Consider the following 20,964-nt stretch of genomic DNA (forward strand, 5'->3'; position numbering starts at 1 on the left):
CACAGGGCCTACTTTTGCAAGGAGACAACCATGCCACGTTTCGCCGCCAACCTGTCCATGCTGTTCACCGAGCAGGACTTTCTCGCCCGTTTCAAGGCTGCCGCCGACGCCGGCTTCAGCGGTGTCGAATACCTGTTCCCGTACGATTACAGCTCGGCTGAAATCAAGCAGCAGCTCGATGCCCACGGCCTGACCCAGGTCCTGTTCAACCTGCCGGCCGGCGACTGGGCCAAAGGTGATCGCGGTATCGCTTGCGATCCGGCCCGCGTCGAGCAGTTCCGCGCCGGTGTCGACCTGGCCATCGCCTACGCCCAGGTGCTGGGCAACACCCAGGTCAACTGCCTGGCCGGTATCCGTCCGCAAGGTCCGGATTGCGCCAGCGTGCGCAAGACCTTCGTCGACAACCTCAAGTACGCCGCCGACAAACTGCAGGCTGCCGGGATCAAGCTGGTCATGGAAATGATCAACACCCGCGACATTCCTGGCTTCTACCTGAACAACACCCAACAGGCCCTGGAAATCCAGGCCGAAGTCGGCAGCAGCAACCTGTTCCTGCAATACGACATCTACCACATGCAGATCATGGAAGGGGATCTTGCCCGCACCATGGAAAGCAACCTGGCCAAGATCAACCACATCCAGCTGGCCGACAACCCGGGCCGCAACGAGCCGGGTACTGGCGAGATCAACTACCGCTTCCTCTTCGAACACCTGGACCGCATCGGCTACCAGGGCTGGGTGGGCTGTGAATACAAGCCGCTGACCACCACCGAAGCTGGCCTTGGCTGGTTGAAATCCCATAACGCGATCTGACCTGCAAACAATTACAAGAGGCATCTCTCATGGCTAAAATCGGATTTATCGGCACCGGCATCATGGGCCGCCCAATGGCGCAGAACCTGCAAAAAGCCGGTCACAGCCTGTTCCTCTCCACTCACCACGATGCAGCCCCGGCCGACCTGGTCGCCGCTGGCGCCGTGGCCCTGGCCAACCCGAAAGAAGTGGCCCAGGAAGCTGAATTCATCATCGTCATGGTGCCGGATACCCCACAGGTCGAAGCGGTCCTGTTCGGTGAAAACGGCGTCGCCCAGGGCGTGGGTCCAAACAAGGTAGTGATCGACATGAGCTCGATCTCCCCTACCGCTACCAAAGCCTTCGCCGAAAAAATCAAGGCCACTGGCGCTGCCTACCTCGACGCGCCGGTGTCCGGCGGTGAAGTCGGTGCCAAAGCCGCGACCCTGAGCATCATGGTCGGTGGTTGCCCGAACGCTTTCGAACGCACCCTGCCGCTGTTCCAGGCCATGGGCAAAAACATCACCCGCGTCGGTGGTAACGGCGATGGCCAGACCGCCAAGGTCGCCAACCAGATCATCGTTGCCCTGAACATTCAGGCCGTCGCCGAAGCGCTGCTGTTTGCCGCGAAAAACGGTGCCGACCCGGCCAAGGTACGTGAAGCGCTGATGGGCGGCTTCGCCTCTTCGAAGATCCTCGAAGTGCACGGCGAGCGCATGATCAAAGGCACCTTCGATCCAGGCTTCCGCATCAGCCTGCACCAGAAGGACCTGAACCTGGCCCTGCAAGGCGCCAAAGAGCTGAACATCAACCTGCCCAACACCTCCAATGCCCAGCAAGTGTTCAGCACCTGCGCGGCCATCGGTGGTGCCAACTGGGACCACTCGGCGTTGATCAAAGGCCTTGAGCACATGGCCAACTTCTCGATCCGCGGCGACGAGTAAGCTGCAAGCTTTACGCCGTAAGAAAATCCAGGTCGCGCATCGATCCGCATTTTCTTGAGGCTTGCCGCACAAAGAGCACCACCGCCCCTGGGTCGGCCTGCACGGAGGCAGAACCAGGGGCGTTTTCGATTTTGAAGAACAATAAGATTGGAGCCTGCCATGTCGCTCGATCCGCAACACTTTCTGCGCGACTTGTTCGCTACGGCCATCGATGCCGCGCACCCTCGCCAGGTTCTTGAAGCACACCTGCCCAGCGACCGTAGCGGTCGCGTTATTGTCATCGGCGCCGGCAAGGCTGCAGCTGCCATGGCCGAAGTCGTCGAACGCAATTGGCAAGGCCCGGTTTCCGGCCTGGTGGTGACCCGTTACGGTCACGGCGCCAGCTGCTCGAAAATCGAAGTGGTCGAAGCCGCCCACCCGGTCCCCGATGCCGCTGGCCTGGCCGTGGCCAAACGCGTGCTGGAGATGGTCAGCGATCTGAATGAAGACGATCGGGTGATCTTCCTGCTTTCCGGTGGCGGCTCTGCGCTGCTGGCGCTGCCTGCTGAAGGTCTGACCCTGGCCGACAAGCAACAGATCAACAAGGCGCTGCTCAAGTCCGGCGCCACCATCGGCGAGATGAACTGTGTGCGCAAGCACCTCTCGGCGATCAAGGGCGGGCGTCTGGCCAAGGCCTGCTGGCCGGCCACCGTTTACACCTATGCGATTTCCGATGTACCGGGCGACCTGGCCACGGTCATCGCCTCCGGCCCCACCGTGGCCGACCCGAGCACCTCGGCCGAAGCACTGGCGATCCTCAAGCGTTACAACATCGAAGCCCCGGCTGCAGTCACCGCCTGGCTGAACAACCCGGCGTCCGAAACCGTCAAGGCCGACGACCCGGCGCTGGCCCGCAGTCATTTCCAGTTGATCGCCCGTCCCCAGCAGTCGCTTGAAGCGGCGGCGGTCAAAGCCCGCCAGGCCGGCTTCAGCCCGCTGATTCTAGGCGACCTGGAAGGCGAATCGCGGGAAGTGGCCAAGGTTCATGCCGGCATCGCCCGGCAGATCGTCCTGCACGGCCAGCCGCTGTCGCCGCCCTGCGTGATCCTCTCCGGTGGCGAGACCACCGTGACCGTGCGCGGCAATGGCCGTGGCGGGCGCAACGCCGAATTCCTGCTGAGCCTGACCGAAAGCCTCAAGGGCTTGCCCGGGGTCTACGCCCTGGCCGGTGACACCGACGGCATCGACGGCTCGGAAGACAACGCCGGTGCCCTGATGACCCCGGACAGCTACGCCCGTGCCGCGGCCCTGGGCCTGTCGGCCAGCGACGAACTGGACAACAACAATGGCTATGGCTACTTCGCCGCGCTCGATGCCCTGATCGTCACCGAGCCGACGCGGACCAACGTCAACGATTTTCGCGCCATTCTGATCCTTGAGAGTGCCAAACCATGACGCCTGATAAAAAAGTCAAAATCCTCGCGACCCTCGGGCCTGCCATCAAGGGTATCGACGACATCCGCCAGCTGGTCGAGTCCGGAGTCAACATCTTCCGCCTCAATTTCAGCCACGGCGAACACGAAGACCACGCCCTGCGCTACCAGTGGATCCGCGAAGTAGAGAGCCAGCTCAACTACCCGCTGGGGATCCTCATGGACCTGCAAGGGCCGAAGCTGCGGGTTGGCCGTTTCGCTGAAGGCAAGGTCCAGCTGCAACGCGGCCAGGCCCTGCGCCTGGACCTCGACAGCACCCCTGGCACCCTTGAGCGGGTCAACCTGCCGCACCCGGAAATCATCGCGGCGCTGGAACCAGGTATGGACCTGCTGCTCGATGACGGCAAGCTGCGTCTGCGGGTGACCGCCAAGCACAGCGACGCCATCGACACCGAAGTGCTCAACGGCGGCGAGCTGTCCGACCGCAAAGGGGTCAACGTACCGCAAGCGGTTCTGGACTTGAGCCCGCTGACCGCCAAGGATCGCCGCGACCTGACCTTCGGCCTGGAGCTGGGTGTCGACTGGGTGGCCCTGTCGTTCGTGCAGCGTCCGGAAGACATCGTCGAGGCGCGTCAGCTGATCGGCGATCGCGCCTACCTGATGGCCAAGATCGAGAAGCCGTCGGCCGTTACCCAACTGCGGGCGATTGCCGAGCTCAGTGATGCGATCATGGTTGCCCGTGGCGACCTGGGCGTGGAAGTGCCGGCCGAAAGCGTGCCGCAGATCCAGAAGAGCATCATCAACACCTGCCGCGAGCTGGGCAAACCGGTGGTGGTCGCCACACAGATGCTCGAATCGATGCGCTTCTCGCCCGCGCCGACCCGTGCCGAAGTCACCGACGTAGCCAACGCCGTGGCCGAAGGTGCCGATGCGGTGATGCTCTCGGCCGAGACCGCCTCCGGCGACTACCCGCTCGAAGCCGTGCAGATGATGAGCAAGATCATCCGCCAGGTTGAAAACGGCCCGGACTACCAAGTGCAACTGGACGTCGGCCGGCCGAAGGCGGAAGCGACGGTTTCCGATGCGATCAGCTGTGCGATCCGTCGTATCAGCGGCATTTTGCCGGTGGCGGTGCTGGTCAACTACAGCGAGTCGGGCGCCTCGACCCTGCGCGCTGCACGCGAGCGGCCACGGGCACCGATCCTCAACCTGACCCCTAACCTGTCCACCGCCCGTCGCCTGAGCGTGGCCTGGGGTGTACACTCGGTGGTCAATGATCGCCTGCGTCAGGTCGATGAAATCTGCTCCACCGCACTGGAAATCGCCCAGGCCCAAGGCATGGCCAGCCGTGGCGATACCCTGTTGATCACCGCCGGTGTGCCTTTTGGCAAGCCGGGATCGACTAACACGCTGCGGATTGAAACCTTGATCTGATGTAAACCCCATCGCTGGCAAGGCCAGCTCCCACAGGTACTGCATGCACTGCACCTTGTGGGAGCCGGCCTTGCCGGCGATGAGGCCAGACCAGCCAACACACACTCATGTGGGAAAACCCGGCCCGATAGAGGCTCCCCCACTCCACATCAACCCAGACTGCCCCCATGTACACCAAGAATTTCGTCAACCCGTGCCCCGACTGGGCCACGGCCTTGCTCAACGGCTTCAGCCAGGTCCTGCTGCAGCGCAATCCGCTGTGCGGCCTGTTGTGCCTGCTGGCCATCACCCTGACCGCCCCCGATCTGGTCGGCGGTGCCCTGCTCGGTGCCCTTGCCGGTCTGCTCACCGCCCAGCGCCGCGGCTACAACCGCACCGACCGCCAGGCTGGCCTGTACAGCTACAACGGCGTGCTGATCGGCCTGCTGCTCAGCTATGCCCTGCCCTGGTCGGCCATCCTGCCGCCACTGATCATCGCCGCCGGTGGCCTGAGCAGCATGCTCGTGCACCAGTGGCTCAAACGCGCCAGCTCCAACCTGCTGCTCCCGGCTTACACCGCACCGTTCGTATTGATCGGCTGGGCCGTGCTGGCAGTCAGTGAACCTGGCGCCAGCGCCTCCAGTCCGGTTGAACCCAATGCGCTCTACGCGCTGGCGCGCGGGCTGGGCCAGATCTTCCTGCTGGACAACCCGCTGGCCGGCCTGCTGATCGCCATCGGCCTGTTGATCGCCAACCGCTATGCCGCGGCCTGGGCATTGCTCGGCGCGGCGCTGGGCGGCAGCGTCGCACTGCTCGGCGGTGAAGCCAGTGCTGCGTACGCCGGCCTCTACGGCTTCAACGCCGCACTCGCCGCCCTGGCCTTCAGCCAGACCCGCAAACAACCCTGGCTGCCGTTGCTGGCGATGATCCTGGCAATCATCCTGCAACCGCTGGTTGCGCAACTGCCGGTACCCGGCCTGACCGCACCGTTCATCTTCGCCTGCTGGCTGGTGCTAATCGGCCAGCGTCTGCTGCGCCAGCCACTGGCTCGCCGTACCGGTCGCTTGCATAGCTGAGTCGCTGCCCCTAGGCTCAGCTCCATTGTGTAATGGAGCTGAGCATGGACACCCCTTCGAGCTGGCGTGAGCGGCTCTACGTCATCGTTTTTCAAACCGATACCGTCGCTGGCCGACGCTTTGACAGCATCCTGCTGCTGATCATCCTCGCCAGCCTGATCATTGTGATCATGGACAGCATCGACGAAGTCCACCAGAACTACGCCGGGCTGCTGGCGATGATCGAGTGGGGCTTTACCGCGATCTTTCTCGCCGAGTACCTGGTGCGCCTGTACTGCTCACCCAAGCCGCTGCGCTATGCCTTCAGCTTCTACGGCCTGGTCGATCTGCTGGCGATCGTGCCGGGGATCATTGCCTTGTACTACAGCGACGCCCAGTACCTGCTGATCATCCGGGTCATCCGCATGTTGCGGATCTTTCGCGTGCTCAAGCTCAGCCCCTATCTCAAGCAGGCGCACTACCTCCTTGAGGCACTGCGCGGCAGCAAGCAGAAGATCATTGTCTTTCTGGTCAGTGTCTCGACCCTGGTGACGGTGTTCGGCACCTTGATGTATGTGGTCGAAGGCCCGGAACATGGCTTTACCAGCATTCCCAAAGGGATCTACTGGGCGATTGTCACCCTGACCACGGTCGGCTTCGGCGACATCGTGCCGAAAACCCCGCTTGGCCAGGTGATTTCTTCGATGGTGATGATCACCGGTTACTCGATCATTGCCGTGCCCACCGGGATTTTCACCGCTGAACTGGCCAATGCCATGCGCGGCGAACAGCTCAAGCACGACTGCCCGGTGTGCCGCAAAGGCCACCATGAGCACGGCGCAGCCTTCTGCTCGCGCTGTGGCAATGCCCTTTTCAAGAAAATGGAATAAGCAAAGTACTTTTTAATCTTTTAGCGCCTAAGGCCCAACCGCTATAGTCGCTGGCATAATGCCTTTAACGCCAATTCGAACAAGGAATGCGCAGTGAAAAAACTCTTTAGTGCCTCGCTTCTGGCCGCTGGCCTCGCCCTGGGTTCCCTGGCCCACGCCGCCCCGGCACCGCTGCTGAACGTCTCCTATGATGTGATGCGCGACTTCTACAAGGACTACAACGCCGCCTTCCAGAAACACTGGGAAGCCGAGCACAAAGAGAAAATCACTGTACAGATGTCCTTCGGCGGTTCGAGCAAGCAGGCACGCTCGGTGATCGATGGTCTGCCTGCGGATGTCATCACCATGAACATGGCAACCGACATCAATGCCCTGGCCGACAACGGCAAGCTGGTGCCGGACAACTGGGTCACGCGCCTGCCGAACAACAGCGCACCGTTCACCTCGGCCACGGTGTTCATCGTTCGCAAGGACAACCCTAAAGCGCTCAAAGACTGGCCAGACCTGCTCAAAGATGGCGTCCAGGTCATCGTCCCCAACCCGAAGACCTCGGGTAACGGCCGCTACACCTACCTGTCGGCCTGGGGTTATGTGCTGAAGAACGGCGGTGACGAGAACAAGGCCAAGGAGTTTGTCGGCAAGCTGTTCAAACAGGCACCGGTACTCGATACCGGTGGCCGTGCCGCCACCACCACCTTCATGACCAACCAGATCGGTGACGTGCTGGTGACCTTCGAAAACGAAGCCGAGATGATCGCCCGCGAGTTCGGCCGTGATCAGTTCGAAGTCATTTACCCGAGCGTTTCCGCCGAAGCCGAACCACCGGTGACCGTGGTCGACAAAGTGGTGGACAAAAAAGGCAGCCGCGCCACGGCCGAAGAGTACCTGAAGTACCTGTGGTCACCAGAGGCCCAGGAAATTGCCGCCAACAACTACCTGCGCCCGCGTGATCCGGCGGTACTGGCCAAGTACACCGACCGTTTCCCGAAAGTCGATTTCCTCTCGGTAGAGAAGACCTTCGGTGACTGGCGCACCGTGCAGAAGACCCACTTCAACGACGGTGGCGTGTTCGACCAGATCTACACCGGGCAGTAACAGCTCTATCGCGGGGCAAGCCCGCTCCCACGGAGGATTTCCACCCTCCCTGTGGGAGCGGGCTTGCCCCGCGATCGTTTCACCACCCTTGATTCGTTCATTGACTACCCTTTCCGTCATCCACGGTTCAAGGAGTATCCAGTGACCCGATCCCTGTTCGCCCTCCTGCTCGGTTGTCTGCTGAGCCTCCAGCTGGCGACCGCTGCCCCCTTGCTGCCCGCTGCGGCAAAATCGACAGAGCCTGCCGAGCCTGTGGTTCAAGGTGGCCTGCTTGGCGCAATTGCCGATGGCCTGGACGACGTCAGCCAGGAACTGGATGTCGACAACCACCTGATCGATAACTGGCGCCTGCGCGCCGATCGCGCTGTCGATGAAGTCGATCAACTGGTCAGCCAGCCCTCAGGGCTCAGCTCTCTGGAGCTGTGGGGCGACTTTGCGCTACTGACGATCACCTGGCTGCTCGCCTTTGCCCTGCTCACCAACGGCGGCCGCCTGCTGGCCGGCAAGAGCAGCCATTCACGTCTGCTGCGCGCGCGACCGCGTCCCAGCCGCGTGGTCAAATATCTGCTGGTTTACACCCTGCCAGCCATGGCCAGCCTGATCATCACTCTCTACGTCAGTCATTTCCTCGCGCTCTCCGCCGGTCGAGCCCTGGGCATGAGCCTGGCCTACGCGACCAGTAGCGGTATTTTCTCAACCTCGATCATCCTTTGCCTGATCACCCTGTTCGACACCGGACATAAACGCACGGCGGTCCGGATCATTCGCCGGGTGGCGCCGCGGCCCTTGTTTCTGATCGGCTTTCTCGCCGCCTGGAGCGATGCCCTGACCAGCCCGCAGATCGCCCGGCACCTGGGTGGCAACATCACCAGCAGCGTCGCGGCCGTGACCGGTTTGCTGGCGACCCTGTCGTTTGCCGTGCTGGTGCTCAGGCTGCGCCGCCCGGTGGCACACCTTATCCGCAACCGCGCCTTGCCCGACCGCCTGCAGCACCGTGCCGTGCAGGAAACCCTGAGAATCTTCTCGGCCCTGTGGTTCCTGCCGATCCTGATGATGATCCTGGTCTCGGCCATCCACTTGATCGGCGCCGGCGAAGAGAGTCAGCGTGCTCTGCAAAAGGCCTTGCTGACCTCGATCCTGCTGATCGGCACGGTGTTTCTCAGCACCGTGTTCCAGCACATGTTCAAACATCAGGAGCAGGAGGATGCCAGACAGCGCCTGCGCCCCTACAAGGAGCTGTTGCGCAACCTGGCCCGCGCCCTGCTGCGCATCGCCATAGCGGTGGCCTTCATCGTACTGCTGGGGCGCATCTGGGGCTTTTCGGTGCTCGACTTCGCCCTGCGCAACAGCCTGGGCCGCGCCATCAGTGACTCGTTGAGCAGCATCGGCCTGATCCTGCTGGTGACCTGGCTGCTCTGGGTGGTGATCGACACCGCTATCCAGGAAGCACTCAAGCCCACGGTCGGACGCCGTGCGGCACGCCAGCCCAGCACGCGGGTGCGGACCATCCTGCCGATGCTGCGCAACGCGATCAAAATCATCCTGATCGTGATCTGTACGATCACTACCATGGCCAACCTGGGCATCAACGTTGCCCCGCTGCTGGCCGGTGCCGGGGTGGTTGGCCTGGCCATCGGCTTCGGCTCCCAGCAACTGGTGCAAGACGTGATCACCGGGCTGTTCATCCTCATCGAAGACACCATTGCCATCGGCGACTGGGTAGTGCTCGACTCCGGGCATGCCGGCACTGTCGAGAGCCTGACCATCCGCACCTTGCGTCTGCGCGACAGCAAAGGCTTCGTGCACTCGGTGCCGTTCGGCCAGATCAAGGCGGTCACCAACCAGTCCCGGCAATTTGCCTATGCCTTTTTCTCGGTGCAGTTCAGCTATGAAACCGACATCGACAGCGCCTTGAAGCTGATCCGCGAAGTCGGCCACTCGATCAGCGAAGACCCGATGCTGCGCCACAGTCTGCAAGGGCCCTTGCAGGTGTTCGGGGTCGACAGCATGAACCTCAATGGCATCACCCTGACCGCACAGTTCCGTACCACTTCGGGCGGACAATATGCGGTCAACCGCGCCTTCAACGAGCGCCTGAAAAAACGCGTCGACCAGACCGATGACGTGAGCTTTGCCCAGTACAATCCAACACCTCGCAGCTAGGTGAAGGTCAGGTTTGATTCGGCTTTCTAGCCCCCTGAGATCAGTGATAAAGTCGCGGCCATGAACGCCTCCCCCGCCAACCGCCCGCTGATTGCCTGGACCCTGTACTTCAGCGTCCTGTTCAATCTGTTCGCCTGCGGTATCGGCCACGGGCAGATGGTCGGCCTGCAACTCAACGGTATCGGCGGCGCCTATTGTTCAGCCATGGGCAGCGCCGGGCCAACGCTGAAAAGTGATTTCAGCGACCAGTCGGTTTCTGGCTGGGACAGTATGCAAACCTGTCCGGTGTGCGCCGCCGCGGTTGTCTGCCTGGGCCTGATGCTGGTCATTGGCTGGCTGCTGGCTGCCACCCGCACCCGACGCTATCACCGCGAACTGCGCAGCAAGGCGCCACCGCGCTATTGCTGGCCCGCCGCCAACCCTCGCGCCTCCCCTCCTCTTCTGGCTTGAACCCTGCGGCAGCCTGCGTGGCTGCCGGTAACCGGCCTTTTTGCCGCACCTGTGTGACAGGCGCCGCTGGCCGCTGGCTCAATTTCCAGAGTTTGCTCCATGCCCTACTCCTATCGCTTTTCCGGTTGCGCGGCGCTGCTGTGCGCGCTGTCCTTCAATGCCTCGGCCGAAGCGCCGCTGACCCTGCCCGACCTGCGCATCGATGGCCGCGCAGACGCCGACGACGGCGTGTTGCTCGACACCCCCTCACAAACCGGCTCACGCCTGGGCCTGACCCCACGGGAAACCCCGGCATCGGTCAATATCGTCAACCGCCAGCAGATCGAACAACGCGGCGCCCAGACCACCCAGGACATGCTCGCCGGGGTACCCGGCATGACCGCCGCCTCGCCACCCGGCTCGGCAGGGTCGGTGGCCTACCGCGGTTTTTCCGGGGCGCAGATCACCCAACTGTTCAACGGCATCAGCGTGCAGTACGACTCGATTGCCGCGCGCCCGGTGGACAGCTGGATCTATGACCGCGTCGAAGCCATCGGCGGGCCTTCAAGCTTTCTGTTCGGCGCCGGCGCCGTCGGTGGCTCGATCAACTACATCACCAAGCTGGCCAGCCGCGACGAAAACTTCAACGAAGGCCGCATCAAGTACGGCTCCTACGACAGCAGCGAAACCTCGTTCGGCTTCAACCACGCCCTCAATGACGGCGACGGCATCCGCAACTATGCCCGCCTGGACTTCAGTCACACCCACAGCAATGGCTACGTAGACCGTGAAGAACGCGATGCCTGGAGTGTGGCCTTCTCGCTGCTGACCGACATCAACGACCAGCTGTCGCACACCCTGGCCCTGGAGTACCAGAACGAAAGCGTCGACAGCCCCTACTGGGGCAGCCCGGTACTCAACCCGCTGGGTGGCGAAATGAAGGTCGACGAAAGCCGCCGCTTCGAAAACTACAACGTCGAGGACGGCCGCTACGAACAACGCGTGCGCTGGCTGCGCTCGATCACCGAATACCGCTTCAACGACGACACCTCGCTGCGCAATACCCTCTACCACTACAACACCGAGCGAAACTTCCGCAACCTAGAGACCTACGCCTACAACGCCGACAACACTCAGGTCAAACGCTCCAACGCGCTGCTGCAGCGCCATGACCAGGAGCTCAACGGCAACCGTATCGAACTGCTGCACCAAGGCCAGTTGTTCGGCATGAACAGCCAGTGGTCGAGCGGCGTCGACTACAGCCACAACGTGCAGATGAACTATCCGCGCTCGGTCACCGGGGTGTTCGACAGCGTCGACCCGGCGCACTTCGAGCCCGGTCATTTCTACGACCTCAAAGGCATGGTCCCGGGCTATCAGAAGAACCGCCAGAACACCGTCGACACCTGGGCTGCGTTCCTTGAAAACCGCCTGCAACTGACCGATCGCCTGTCGCTGCTGACCGGCCTGCGTCACGACCACATCGACCTGCAGGTCCACAACTACCGCACTGTCGATGCCAACAATCCGCGCGACTTCAAGCGCATCTACGAACCCACCACCGGACGTGTTGGCCTGGTCTACGAACTGACACCGGCGGCCAACGTCTACGTGCAATACAGCACCGCCGCCGACCCGCCCGCCGGCATCCTCACCACCGCAACGTTCGCCCAGGTGCGCGACTTTGACCTGAGCACCGGCAAACAGGTCGAAGTGGGCAGCAAGTTCAGCTTCCTCGACGGCCGCGGCGCTGCCACCGTTGCCGCCTACCACATCGAGCGCAAGAACCTGGCCACCGCCGACCCGGCCAACCCCGGCGTCACCCAGCCGGTGGGCAAGCAATCGTCACGCGGCATCGAACTGGCCGCCTCCCTGCGCGTTACCCCGCAACTGCTGGCCGAGGGCAACTTCGCCTACGTCGATGCCCAGTACGACGAGTTCAATGAAAACGTCGGCGGCACCAGCGTCTCGCGCAAGGGCAATACCCCGACCAACATCCCCGAGCGAGTCGCCAACCTGTGGCTGACCTACGACATCGACCCCAGCTGGCAAGTGGGCGGCGATAGCCGCTACGTGTCGTCGGTGTATGCCGATGCGGCCAATACCCGTTATGCACCGGCCTACACCGTCTTCGGCGCCTTCGTTGGCTACAAGGTCGATGACGACACCCGCATCACCGCCCGGGTGCGCAACCTGACCGACGAGGTGTACGCGCGCTGGACCAGCTCGAGCATGCTCTACCTCGGTGCGCCGCGGACCCTGGAGCTGGCCGTGCAGACACGTTTCTAGGACGCCGACGATGAAACGTTACCTGTACCTGTGGCACCGCTGGCTGGGCATCGGCCTGTGTCTGTTCATGGCCCTGTGGTTTTTCTCGGGCGTGGTCATGCTCTACGTTGGCTATCCCAAGCTGACACCGCGAGAGCACCTGAGCCATCTGCCGGTGCTCAGCCTGCAGGACTGCTGCGTCGACCTGGCCGTCGCGCTGGCCGCAGCCGATCCGCAGCGAGCCCCCGCAAGCATTCGCCTCAGTACCGTGGCGGGTGAGCCGCGCTACCTGTTCAGCTATCCGGGCCGCAGCAATGTCGCGGTAGATGCCCGCACGGGCCAGCGCGTGGGCTTCACCGACCGCGAGTGGGCCCTGGCCGCTGCTCGCCAGTACGATCCATTGGCAACACCGGTTTATCGGGGGCCGGTGCAGGAAGACCTCTGGAGCCATTCCCGTGCGTTGGATGCCGACCGTCCCTTGCAGCGGGTGCAACTTGCAGATGCCGACGGCACCCTGTTGTACATCTCGGGGCAAACCGGCGCAGTGGTCCGCGATGCCAGCGCGCTGGAACGCGGCTGGAACCGGGTCGGCGCCTGGCTGCACTGGTTGTACCCGTTGCGTGGCATCGGTGTGGATGGGTGGTGGAGCAATCTGGTGATCTACCTGTCGCTGACGGCCACGGTCATGGCGGTGCTTGGGGCGGTGATCGGTGTGCTGCGCTGGCGCATCAGCAAACCCTACCGCAGCGGCTCGCGCTCGCCCTATCGGGGCTTTGCCCGCTGGCACCATATCGGTGGTTTGCTGTTTGGTGTGCTGGCGATCACCTGGATCTTCAGTGGCTTGATGTCGATGAATCCCTGGCGGATTTTCAGCAGTTCAACGCCACTGGATACAGCGGCGTATCAAGGTGGGCCGTTGCAGGACCAAGCCTTTCCTGTTTCCGCGCCCGAGGCGCTTTCAAGGTTTGCCGATGAAGGATTGGTGGCGCGGGAGCTGGAGTGGCGTCTGGTCGGTGGTCAGGGTTATCTGATCGGGCATGACGGTGGGGGGCGTACCCGGGCGCTGTCGATGGTCGACGGGCAGGTGCATAACCGCTTGCCGAGGGAAGTGCTGGAACGCGCTGCGCAGGCGATTTTGCCGCAGGGGCGGATGCACAGTGAGTTACTCGATAGCTACGACTTTTACTACTACGCACGGGCTGAGCAGAGCATGCTCGGGCATCTGGAAAAGCGTTTGCCGGTGTTGCGGGTGCGCTTTGATGATTCGCAACAGACATGGTTGCATCTGGATCTGTACACCGGGGAAGTGCTTGGTGTGCTCGATCAACCCAAGCGGGTATCACGCTGGTTGTTTGCCTTGTTGCATAGCTGGGACTGGTTGCCGTTGCTGCAGCGGCGGCCGGTTTGGGATATCTGGATGATCGTCTTCAGCGTTGGAGGGCTGGTTCTCAGCGTCAGTGGGGTGGTGTTGGGATGGCGGCGATTGCGTAAGTAGTTGAGTTTTTTTGGGGGGGCGTTGGATTTTTTGAGCTGATCCATTTGCCATGGCGGCTTTGAGTCACCTTTCCGCCCTTACGGCGGGTCCCTTTGGCAAACGCCGGTGTGCCGGCCCAGCCCAAAGGAACACAAAGGGCTTGCCCCACCAGGGGCCCTACGCTGCGCTTCGGGTCCCCTCGCTGCGGCGTCGCTACGGGGTATCGCGAGCTACGAGTTGCAAGCAACTCTACGCTTCGCGACTTCGGCTACGCCGAAGGTGCTGCGCACTCACCCCTTCGCAACGCCTCCGCTCGGCCCTTCTGGTTAACGGGGCAGTAGATCAAGATCAAAAGCACAATTCGCTTCGCTCTTGCCTATCGCAGGTGTGCCGACAATCTGTGTGGCTACCGCTCTGAGAAAAGACAACTGGCTCAATATAAAACGGAGCCCTCCACCAAAAACAAGAGCGCAGCGAATTGTGCTCTTGATCTTGATCTGCTTTTGATCTTGATTTTGATCCACCGGCCCCGTTAACCAGTAGGGCCGAGTGGAGGTGTCGTGGAGGGGCTAGCGCGCAGCGCCTTCGGCGTAGCCGAAGTTGCGAAGCGTAGAGTTGCTTGCAACTCGTAGCTCGCAATGCCCCGTAACGACACCGGAAGGAGGGAACCCGGAGCGCAGCGCAGGGCCCCTGGTGGGGCGAGCCCTTTGCGTTACTTTGGGGCGTTTGCCAAAGTAACCCGCCGTAAGGGCGGAAAGGTGAATCAGCGCCACCATCGCCAATGGATATGCCCACAAACCGAGGGGCCTCATCGCGGGACAAGCCCGCTCCCACCCTAGCGGAACACCAACGCCTTGAGCCCACCCTCGGGATCGTTATCGGGAAACTCCGGTGGGTTGGCCAAACGCTCAACAAACACCAGATCCGGCGCCTCCTCAGCCATACCTTCAATCAAAAACCCAGGCCCGATGGCCGGATCATTGACACACGCCAACACCGTCCCACCCTCAGTCAACAACTCAGGCAACCGCCGCAAAATCTTGCGGTAATCCTGAGTCAACACAAAGCTGCCTTTCTGAAAGGTCGGCGGATCGATAATGATCAGATCATAGGGCCCGGACTTACGCACCTTGCCCCACGACTTGAACAACTCATGCCCGAGAAAACTCACCCGCCCCAGGTCATGACCATTGAGCCGATGATTATCCCGCCCGCGGCTCAGCGCCGAACGCGCCATATCCAGATTGACCACCTGCTCGGCCCCACCGGCAATCGCCGCCACCGAAAACCCACAGGTATAGGCAAACAGATTCAACACGCGCTTGCCCGCCGCCTGCTCACGCACCCAGCGCCGCCCGTAGCGCATGTCGAGAAACAACCCGGTGTTCTGCTTCAAACCAAGATCCAGTTGATAGCGCAAACCGTCTTCATCAATCAGCCAGTGCTCACTTGGTGAGCCCAGCAGCCACTGCCCGGGACTGTCGGGCAGGTAGCGATGCTGGATCAGAATGGCTTGCCCACTCCAGCACGGCGCCTGGGCCAGCGCCAACAGCATCTGCTCCAGCTCCGGCAATTGACCCTCCGGTGGCTCGCGAAACAGCGACACCAGCAGCACACCCTGCAACCAGTCCACAGTGATCTGCTCAAGCCCCGGCCAGCAGCGCCCGCGGCCATGAAACAGCCGGCGGGTTTCGGCCGGCGCCGGGTCAAGCGCCGCAAGCAGGTGTTGCTGGAGGGTGTCGATCACAGAATTCATGGATAGATTCTATAGGGCAAAGCTGACTATTCTACCCTACCCAATAGCCAAGCTCAGCTCGGCTGATTTCATTGATCTGCCTAGCTCTGAAAACGCCGCAAAAGAGATGGCCGATGAGGCGGTGCAGACCCTATACACAGAGTCCGTCAACGCCTCGTTTGATATCACCCGTAGTATCTTCAACTACTGATTGGTAATGGCAAGACCATCTGCTTTGAATTGAAGGCCGCCGTTCGGCGCCAACTTCACCGCCACCACATCATTAGAGATGTTAATGCCAGGACCCGCTTTCAACTCGGCCACCGCAGCGTTACCTTTCACCAGCAATTTGTGGAGACATTCTAAACTTTCAATAACTTTCCCAGAAACTTCCTCCTTCAAAACCTTCCCACTTTTCAAATTATCGATTATCTCTCGGCTCTTGGCTTCAAGCTCGGAACTACTCATAGACTGACTCATGCAAGCTCCTTTTATCCATAATTATTTAAACACCATAAATTTCGCCTTGGTGTGACATATCTATAAACACGATAACCCGCTATCGCAACTGACATAATTGTCAGCTATCCAACTCCCTATCCCCATGAAATACTGGCAAGGACCGCGCCCTATAGAAAGTTCGTTGAAAGTTTCCAGACATTGCCCAAGTGATGGTCTTCACCTTGGCCTCTGAGCAACAGCTATCCACCCGGTGTGATCCTTCAACCGCACACAGAAGCATCTACACTGCCTATCCCACCCTCATCTGCTGGACAACCACCATGAGCGAAAAACCTAGCATTGTCCTGGTCCACGGCTTCTGGGGCGGCGCCGCCCACTGGAGCAAAGTCATTCTTGAATTGTCGCGCCTGGGTTACCGCGACCTGCACGCCGTGGAAATGCCCCTGACCTCGCTGGCCGATGACGCCGAACGCACACGCAAAATGGTCGCGTCCATTCCTGGCAAGGTGCTGCTGGTCGGTCACTCCTATGGCGGCGCGGTGATTACCCAGATGGGCAATCTGCCCAATGTCACCGGCCTGGTGTACATCGCCGCCTTCGCCCCTGACGACGGCGAAAGCCCTGGCAGCATTACCGGACAAAACCCGCCTGAGGCAGCCGCCAACTTGCAGCCGGACGCTGACGGCTACCTGTGGATCAAACCGGATAAGCTCCACGAAAGCTTCTGCCAGGACCTGACCAAGGACGAAGGGCTGGTCATGAGCGTGACCCAGAAAGCCCCGCTGGCCAGCACCTTCGGTGACACCATCAGCAACCCGGCGTGGAAGCACAAACCTACCTGGTATCAGCTCTCCACTCACGACCGGATGATCGCCCCGGCCAATCAGGAAATGATGTCCAAACGCATGAACCCGAAAGAAGTGCTGCGTCTGGACGCCAGCCACGCCTCGCTGGCCTCGCGGGCTGCCGAAGTGGCAGCGCTGATCGACCGCGCGGCGCTCAGTCCGGCTTGACCGCCGCAACCTTGACCGCTGGTTTGAACCACCAGCCTTGCTGCATTCCGGCGGCGGCCAGCAGGATCGTCGCCACCCCCAGCCACTGCAGCGGCGCCAGGCGGTGGTCGAAGGCGAACCAGTCAACGAAGATCGCCGCGATCGGGTAGATGAACGACAACGCTCCGGTCAACGCAGTCGGCAGTTTCTGGATGGCACCGTACAGCAGCACATACATCACCCCGGTGTGAACGATCCCTAGTGTGACCAGTGAAGCCAGCGCACCGGCCTCGCTGGGCAGGCCCGAGGTGTTGGCCCAGGGCGCCAGCAACAGGATGCCGGTGCACACCTGGATCAGTGCAATCAGGTGCGGTGGCGTGCCGCTCAAACGCTTGATGATCAACGCTGCCACGGCATACAGGAACGCCGCGCCCAGGGCCAGGCCGATCCCCAGCAGATAGTCATTGCCGCTGCCGCCCTGGCTGCCGTGGGCGCTGACAATCGCCAGCATTCCGGCAAACGACAGCGCCAGCCAGAACAGCTTCTGCACGGTGATCTTCTCACCAAGAAACACTGCCGCCAGCCCCACCAGCATGAACGGCTGGACGTTGTACACCGCCGTACCGATGGCAATCGAAGCCCGTGAGTAGGAGGCGAACAACAACACCCAGTTGCCGACGATCGCCACGCCGCTGAGCACTGCCAGGGCGAAGCTGGCCAAGGTCAGAATACCGGGCTTGAGAAAGCCCATGGCCAGGCAGATCAACAGCAAGGTGCCAGCGCCAAACACGCAGCGCCAGAACACCACATCCAGCACCGGTTGCCCGGACACCAGCACAAACCAGCCAATAGTCCCCGAGATCAGCATCGCGGCGACCATTTCCAGCGAACCACGGCGTATTGAACTGTCCATCACTCACCTCCTGAACGATGGCTAAATTATGCGAGCCTGGTGCTGCCTGCTCCAGTGGATTAAACAAGCTAAACTGCAAAGACACCTTTACTATCAAGGCAGATTTCGCAATCTGCCTAACGAGACTGAGATGACCGACGATATCGACCAGTTGTTGATAAAGGCGCTGATGGAAGACTCGCGCCGCTCGCTCAAGGCCCTGGCGCAGCTCAGCGGTTTGTCTGCACCCAGCGTCAGCGAACGCCTGCGCCGCCTGGAAGAACGCGGTGTACTCAAAGGCTACACGGTCGAAATCGACCCGCGCTGTTTTGGCTATCAACTGCAGGCAATCGTGCGGGTGCGACCGTTGCCGGGGCAGTTGCAGGAAGTGGAGCGGCAGATCATGGCGATCCCTGAGTTCACCGAATGCGACAAGGTCACCGGTGATGACTGTTTTATCGCCCGCTTGCATGTGCGCTCGATGGAGCAGCTGGACACGGTGCTGGACAAGCTCAACAGCCATGCCGAGACCAACACCGCAATCGTGAAAAAAACACCGGTCAAGCGGCGCTTGCCGCCGATGGGGTAACCCGCTCCCAGCCTTTGATCAGCTTGGGCAACTATGCTCGCCGTTGTTCAGGCCTTGCTTGTAGTTGCGGCTAAGCAGACTGGCCTTGCCGTCGTGCCAGGTCAGGGTCAGGACGTACAGCGAGTCAAAATCGTCGCCATCCCAGTCCTCTGTAATCACCCGCTTCTCACCCAGGGCCTTGCCGGCCACGGTATTGATCAGTTCGGGCAGGTAACCGTGGGACCAGGCGGTGTAGACGGTGGCATTGCGGTATTTGTCCTGCAGCAACTCGTCGGCCAGTGCGCCGGTGTCGTTGGCGCCAAAGTCGATGTTCACCGGCAGGCCAAGCTTGATGGCGCTCGGGCTGATGGTCATCAACGGGCGGATGTAGCTGTAGGCGTCGTCCTTGCTGCCTTCTTCAACATGGCGAGACGGGTTGGCGGCGAACACATAGTCGGCCTTGCCGAACTTCTCCGGGAGCAAGGTGGCCAGGTCCAGGGCGCGATTCAGGCCTTGGCAGTTAAGCTGCCCCAGACCTTCCCCCGGCTTTTCCGCATGGCGCAGGAACACCAGGGTCTGGATGCCGTCCACTGGCTCGGCGCGGCTTTCGACGGCCTCCACGGCCAGCAGCGTGACACCACCGAGCAGGGCCATAGAACACAAGGCATGGCGGTGGCGTTTGAACAGGGTCGACAACTTCATGGTGCGGGCTCTTTACGACAAAAAGGGATAACGCTGGCCCGCGTATGACACGCCGCGGCCGAGGCCGCGGGTGATCCCTGTCTGTTGTTCCATCCGTGGAGCGGGCTAACTGAGAGTGCGAGAATCCCGTTTGGTTCGATCCCTGATTGCTCAACCCTGAGCACGAGTGACTTTAGTGCCGTGATGTTGCCGGATTAAGACAGGCGCCTGTCACTCGTCGCGGGTCAGGACTTCCAGCAACTCGATCTCGAACGTCAGGTTCGAATGTGGCGTGATCGCCCCCATGCTGCGCTCGCCATAAGCCAGGTGAGACGGCACCAGCAGCTTGCGCTTGCCGCCGACCTTCATGCCCATCAGGCCCTGATCCCAGCCCTTGATGACCCGGCCAGTGCCGATCACACACTGGAACGGTTTGCCGCGATCGTAGGACGAGTCGAATTTCGTGCCGTCTTCCAGCCAGCCGGTGTACTGGGTGGTAATCAGCGCGCCCTTGACCGCTTCCTTGCCTTCGCCCAGCTGGATATCGATGATTTGCAGTTCGCTGCTCATGCGTGACCTCGTTGATGCATGTTTCGTGGCTGCCTTTTCTCAGGAATGCACGGGTTTGGCAAGGTTTGCCGGTGTGCCGTGCTGACGCATCGACCAGCAAACGCCGCCGATCACCAGGAGGATTGCCGCAGCCTCCAGCAGGCTCGGCCCGCTTTGCCGCCAGATGAAGGCGTAGAGCAAGGCAAACAGGGTTTCGAAGACGATCAGTTGGCCGCTCAAGGTCAATGGCATGCGTTTGGACGCGGCATTCCACAGCAGCGCCGCCAGCCACGAGCCAAAAACCGCGCAGCCCAGGCTGTAAAGCCAGAACAGCCACCAGCGCTCGGCCGACGCCTGCACCTGAAGCTGTGACGGCTGCCACAGTGCGATAACCGCCACCAACACCAGGCTGAACACCCCGGTCATCACGCCGCACAACACCGACCACTGATGGCTGTCGAAATGCCCGCACTGTTTGAGATAACGGCTGTTGTTAACCGCGTACCAGGTCCAGCAAGCCAGGGCTGCCAGGGCGTAGAGCACACCCGCGACTTTGTCGCCCACCGCACCCGGTTCAATGGCAAAGGTCTGCAGGTTGATGCACAGCATCCCGGCAAGAATCAGCAATAGCGGCGCGAACAGCTGTTGGAGCGTTACCCCGCCGCTGTCATGGCGACCATAGAGGGTGATGGTCAGCGGCAACACTCCGACAATCAGCGAAGCGGGCGCTACGCCAAGGCGCTGGATAGCCGCCACCAGACAAATGAAATACAGCAGGTTGCCGACCAGGGCCAAGCGCCCTAGCATCCACAGGTCGGCCAGGGTCAGTTTTCCGAGGGCTTTGCGCATCGGCAGCGCGAGCACCAGCGTCACCCCCCCGAACAGCACAAAGCGCGCACAACAGAGCAGCACCGGACTGAACTCTGGCAACAACTGCGGCACCATCAGCACCAGCCCCCACATCGCCCCGGCTACCCCGGCGTAGGCCACACCCTGTTTCACTTGCCTGCTCCTGTTCAAAGAAGTGCGCAGGCTACCGTTTGGCCGTCGTCCGGACAAAAGATCATTAGGCATGCAGGCATTCCTGCAGAGAATGTCTTTCAGCCTGAAAGCATCGACTTTATGATGCAGCCATTCCTCAGAACGGATT

Annotated in this window: 19 protein-coding genes; 13 read left to right on the forward strand and 6 right to left on the reverse strand. The window is 61.4% G+C overall.

What is annotated here, in order from left to right:
• Positions 1-30 precede the first annotated feature (30 nt).
• The 11 genes from hyi to ACVI9W_RS04740 all read left to right on the forward strand — a co-directional run bounded on the left by hyi (position 31) and on the right by ACVI9W_RS04740 (position 13,956).
• Entirely contained in the window at positions 31-813 is a 783-nt protein-coding gene (gene hyi, locus ACVI9W_RS04690) for a hydroxypyruvate isomerase (RefSeq protein ID WP_461529333.1), read from the forward strand.
• A 29-nt stretch (positions 814-842) separates the two neighbouring features.
• On the forward strand, positions 843-1,736 hold the full coding sequence (locus ACVI9W_RS04695) for a 2-hydroxy-3-oxopropionate reductase (RefSeq protein WP_157193441.1): 894 nt from the start codon (positions 843-845) through the stop codon (positions 1,734-1,736).
• Positions 1,737-1,895: 159 nt separating this feature from the next.
• A complete protein-coding gene (locus tag ACVI9W_RS04700; RefSeq protein WP_038613259.1) occupies positions 1,896-3,170 on the forward strand; it encodes a glycerate kinase type-2 family protein in 1,275 nt (424 codons plus the stop codon).
• Complete coding sequence (gene pyk, locus ACVI9W_RS04705) at positions 3,167-4,582, forward strand: pyruvate kinase (protein ID WP_461529334.1); 1,416 nt, start codon at positions 3,167-3,169, stop codon at positions 4,580-4,582. Before ACVI9W_RS04700 ends, pyk begins: the two co-directional genes overlap by 4 nt.
• 167 nt (positions 4,583-4,749) lie before the next feature.
• Positions 4,750-5,637 (forward strand): urea transporter, encoded by an 888-nt coding sequence (locus ACVI9W_RS04710; RefSeq protein WP_461529335.1) that lies wholly within the window; start codon positions 4,750-4,752, stop codon positions 5,635-5,637.
• 44 nt (positions 5,638-5,681) lie between these two features.
• On the forward strand, positions 5,682-6,506 hold the full coding sequence (locus tag ACVI9W_RS04715; RefSeq protein WP_157193444.1) for an ion transporter: 825 nt from the start codon (positions 5,682-5,684) through the stop codon (positions 6,504-6,506).
• Positions 6,507-6,599: 93 nt separating this feature from the next.
• Entirely contained in the window at positions 6,600-7,601 is a 1,002-nt protein-coding gene (locus ACVI9W_RS04720; RefSeq protein ID WP_342622843.1) for a sulfate ABC transporter substrate-binding protein, read from the forward strand.
• Between the two features lie 141 nt (positions 7,602-7,742).
• Positions 7,743-9,764, forward strand: coding sequence for a mechanosensitive ion channel family protein (locus ACVI9W_RS04725; RefSeq protein ID WP_461529336.1), 2,022 nt, complete (start codon positions 7,743-7,745; stop codon positions 9,762-9,764).
• A 60-nt stretch (positions 9,765-9,824) separates the two neighbouring features.
• Positions 9,825-10,214, forward strand: a complete 390-nt coding sequence (locus ACVI9W_RS04730; protein ID WP_461529337.1) for a DUF2946 domain-containing protein — start codon at positions 9,825-9,827, stop codon at positions 10,212-10,214.
• A 99-nt stretch (positions 10,215-10,313) separates the two neighbouring features.
• Complete coding sequence (locus ACVI9W_RS04735; protein ID WP_461529338.1) at positions 10,314-12,482, forward strand: TonB-dependent receptor; 2,169 nt, start codon at positions 10,314-10,316, stop codon at positions 12,480-12,482.
• Between the two features lie 10 nt (positions 12,483-12,492).
• A complete protein-coding gene (locus ACVI9W_RS04740; RefSeq protein WP_461529339.1) occupies positions 12,493-13,956 on the forward strand; it encodes a PepSY domain-containing protein in 1,464 nt (487 codons plus the stop codon).
• An 814-nt stretch (positions 13,957-14,770) separates the two neighbouring features.
• Here the strand turns inward: ACVI9W_RS04740 and ACVI9W_RS04745 are convergent.
• Together ACVI9W_RS04745 and ACVI9W_RS04750 are read right to left on the reverse strand one after the other, a co-directional pair.
• Positions 14,771-15,691 (reverse strand): class I SAM-dependent methyltransferase, encoded by a 921-nt coding sequence (locus ACVI9W_RS04745; RefSeq protein WP_461529340.1) that lies wholly within the window; start codon positions 15,689-15,691, stop codon positions 14,771-14,773.
• Between the two features lie 183 nt (positions 15,692-15,874).
• Positions 15,875-16,150: a hypothetical protein gene (locus tag ACVI9W_RS04750; RefSeq protein ID WP_461529341.1), complete on the reverse strand. Its 276-nt coding sequence runs from the start codon at positions 16,148-16,150 to the stop codon at positions 15,875-15,877.
• Positions 16,151-16,452: 302 nt separating this feature from the next.
• Between ACVI9W_RS04750 and ACVI9W_RS04755 the strand changes: the two genes are divergently transcribed.
• The gene (locus ACVI9W_RS04755; protein ID WP_461529342.1) at positions 16,453-17,145 is read left to right on the forward strand and encodes an alpha/beta hydrolase; all 693 of its coding nucleotides are present in this window, start codon (positions 16,453-16,455) and stop codon (positions 17,143-17,145) included.
• On the opposite strand, the gene ACVI9W_RS04760 is transcribed toward ACVI9W_RS04755, so the two are convergent.
• On the reverse strand, positions 17,132-18,037 hold the full coding sequence (locus tag ACVI9W_RS04760; protein ID WP_461529343.1) for a DMT family transporter: 906 nt from the start codon (positions 18,035-18,037) through the stop codon (positions 17,132-17,134). The genes ACVI9W_RS04755 and ACVI9W_RS04760 overlap by 14 nt on opposite strands.
• A 130-nt stretch (positions 18,038-18,167) precedes the next feature.
• Here ACVI9W_RS04760 and ACVI9W_RS04765 point away from each other — a divergent pair, with 130 nt between their 5' ends.
• The gene (locus ACVI9W_RS04765) at positions 18,168-18,605 is read left to right on the forward strand and encodes an Lrp/AsnC family transcriptional regulator (protein ID WP_038613283.1); all 438 of its coding nucleotides are present in this window, start codon (positions 18,168-18,170) and stop codon (positions 18,603-18,605) included.
• 18 nt (positions 18,606-18,623) lie between these two features.
• Here ACVI9W_RS04765 and ACVI9W_RS04770 read toward each other — a convergent pair whose 3' ends face one another.
• The 3 genes from ACVI9W_RS04770 to ACVI9W_RS04780 form a co-directional block, all read right to left on the reverse strand.
• Complete coding sequence (locus ACVI9W_RS04770; RefSeq protein WP_461529344.1) at positions 18,624-19,286, reverse strand: histidine phosphatase family protein; 663 nt, start codon at positions 19,284-19,286, stop codon at positions 18,624-18,626.
• A 210-nt stretch (positions 19,287-19,496) separates the two neighbouring features.
• Complete coding sequence (locus ACVI9W_RS04775; RefSeq protein ID WP_461529345.1) at positions 19,497-19,835, reverse strand: FKBP-type peptidyl-prolyl cis-trans isomerase; 339 nt, start codon at positions 19,833-19,835, stop codon at positions 19,497-19,499.
• Positions 19,836-19,874: 39 nt separating this feature from the next.
• Positions 19,875-20,816 carry a DMT family transporter gene (locus tag ACVI9W_RS04780; protein WP_461529346.1) on the reverse strand — a complete coding sequence of 314 codons (942 nt, stop codon included), beginning with the start codon at positions 20,814-20,816 and terminating at the stop codon, positions 19,875-19,877.
• Between the last annotated feature and the right edge of the window lie 148 nt (positions 20,817-20,964).

Source organism: Pseudomonas sp. 210_17 TE3656 (genome assembly GCF_054821965.1).

Bases quoted from the DNA above. Each gene is read 5' to 3' on its own strand.
- hyi (WP_461529333.1), top strand. From the start codon at position 31: ATGCCACGTTTCGCCGCCAACCTGTCCATGCTGTTCACCGAGCAGGAC.
- ACVI9W_RS04695 (WP_157193441.1), top strand. From the start codon at position 843: ATGGCTAAAATCGGATTTATCGGCACCGGCATCATGGGCCGCCCAATG.
- ACVI9W_RS04700 (WP_038613259.1), top strand. From the start codon at position 1,896: ATGTCGCTCGATCCGCAACACTTTCTGCGCGACTTGTTCGCTACGGCC.
- pyk (WP_461529334.1), top strand. From the start codon at position 3,167: ATGACGCCTGATAAAAAAGTCAAAATCCTCGCGACCCTCGGGCCTGCC.
- ACVI9W_RS04710 (WP_461529335.1), top strand. From the start codon at position 4,750: ATGTACACCAAGAATTTCGTCAACCCGTGCCCCGACTGGGCCACGGCC.
- ACVI9W_RS04715 (WP_157193444.1), top strand. From the start codon at position 5,682: ATGGACACCCCTTCGAGCTGGCGTGAGCGGCTCTACGTCATCGTTTTT.
- ACVI9W_RS04730 (WP_461529337.1), top strand. From the start codon at position 9,825: ATGAACGCCTCCCCCGCCAACCGCCCGCTGATTGCCTGGACCCTGTAC.
- ACVI9W_RS04735 (WP_461529338.1), top strand. From the start codon at position 10,314: ATGCCCTACTCCTATCGCTTTTCCGGTTGCGCGGCGCTGCTGTGCGCG.
- ACVI9W_RS04740 (WP_461529339.1), top strand. From the start codon at position 12,493: ATGAAACGTTACCTGTACCTGTGGCACCGCTGGCTGGGCATCGGCCTG.
- ACVI9W_RS04745 (WP_461529340.1), bottom strand. From the start codon at position 15,691: ATGAATTCTGTGATCGACACCCTCCAGCAACACCTGCTTGCGGCGCTT.
- ACVI9W_RS04750 (WP_461529341.1), bottom strand. From the start codon at position 16,150: ATGAGTCAGTCTATGAGTAGTTCCGAGCTTGAAGCCAAGAGCCGAGAG.
- ACVI9W_RS04755 (WP_461529342.1), top strand. From the start codon at position 16,453: ATGAGCGAAAAACCTAGCATTGTCCTGGTCCACGGCTTCTGGGGCGGC.
- ACVI9W_RS04760 (WP_461529343.1), bottom strand. From the start codon at position 18,037: ATGGACAGTTCAATACGCCGTGGTTCGCTGGAAATGGTCGCCGCGATG.
- ACVI9W_RS04765 (WP_038613283.1), top strand. From the start codon at position 18,168: ATGACCGACGATATCGACCAGTTGTTGATAAAGGCGCTGATGGAAGAC.
- ACVI9W_RS04770 (WP_461529344.1), bottom strand. From the start codon at position 19,286: ATGAAGTTGTCGACCCTGTTCAAACGCCACCGCCATGCCTTGTGTTCT.
- ACVI9W_RS04775 (WP_461529345.1), bottom strand. From the start codon at position 19,835: ATGAGCAGCGAACTGCAAATCATCGATATCCAGCTGGGCGAAGGCAAG.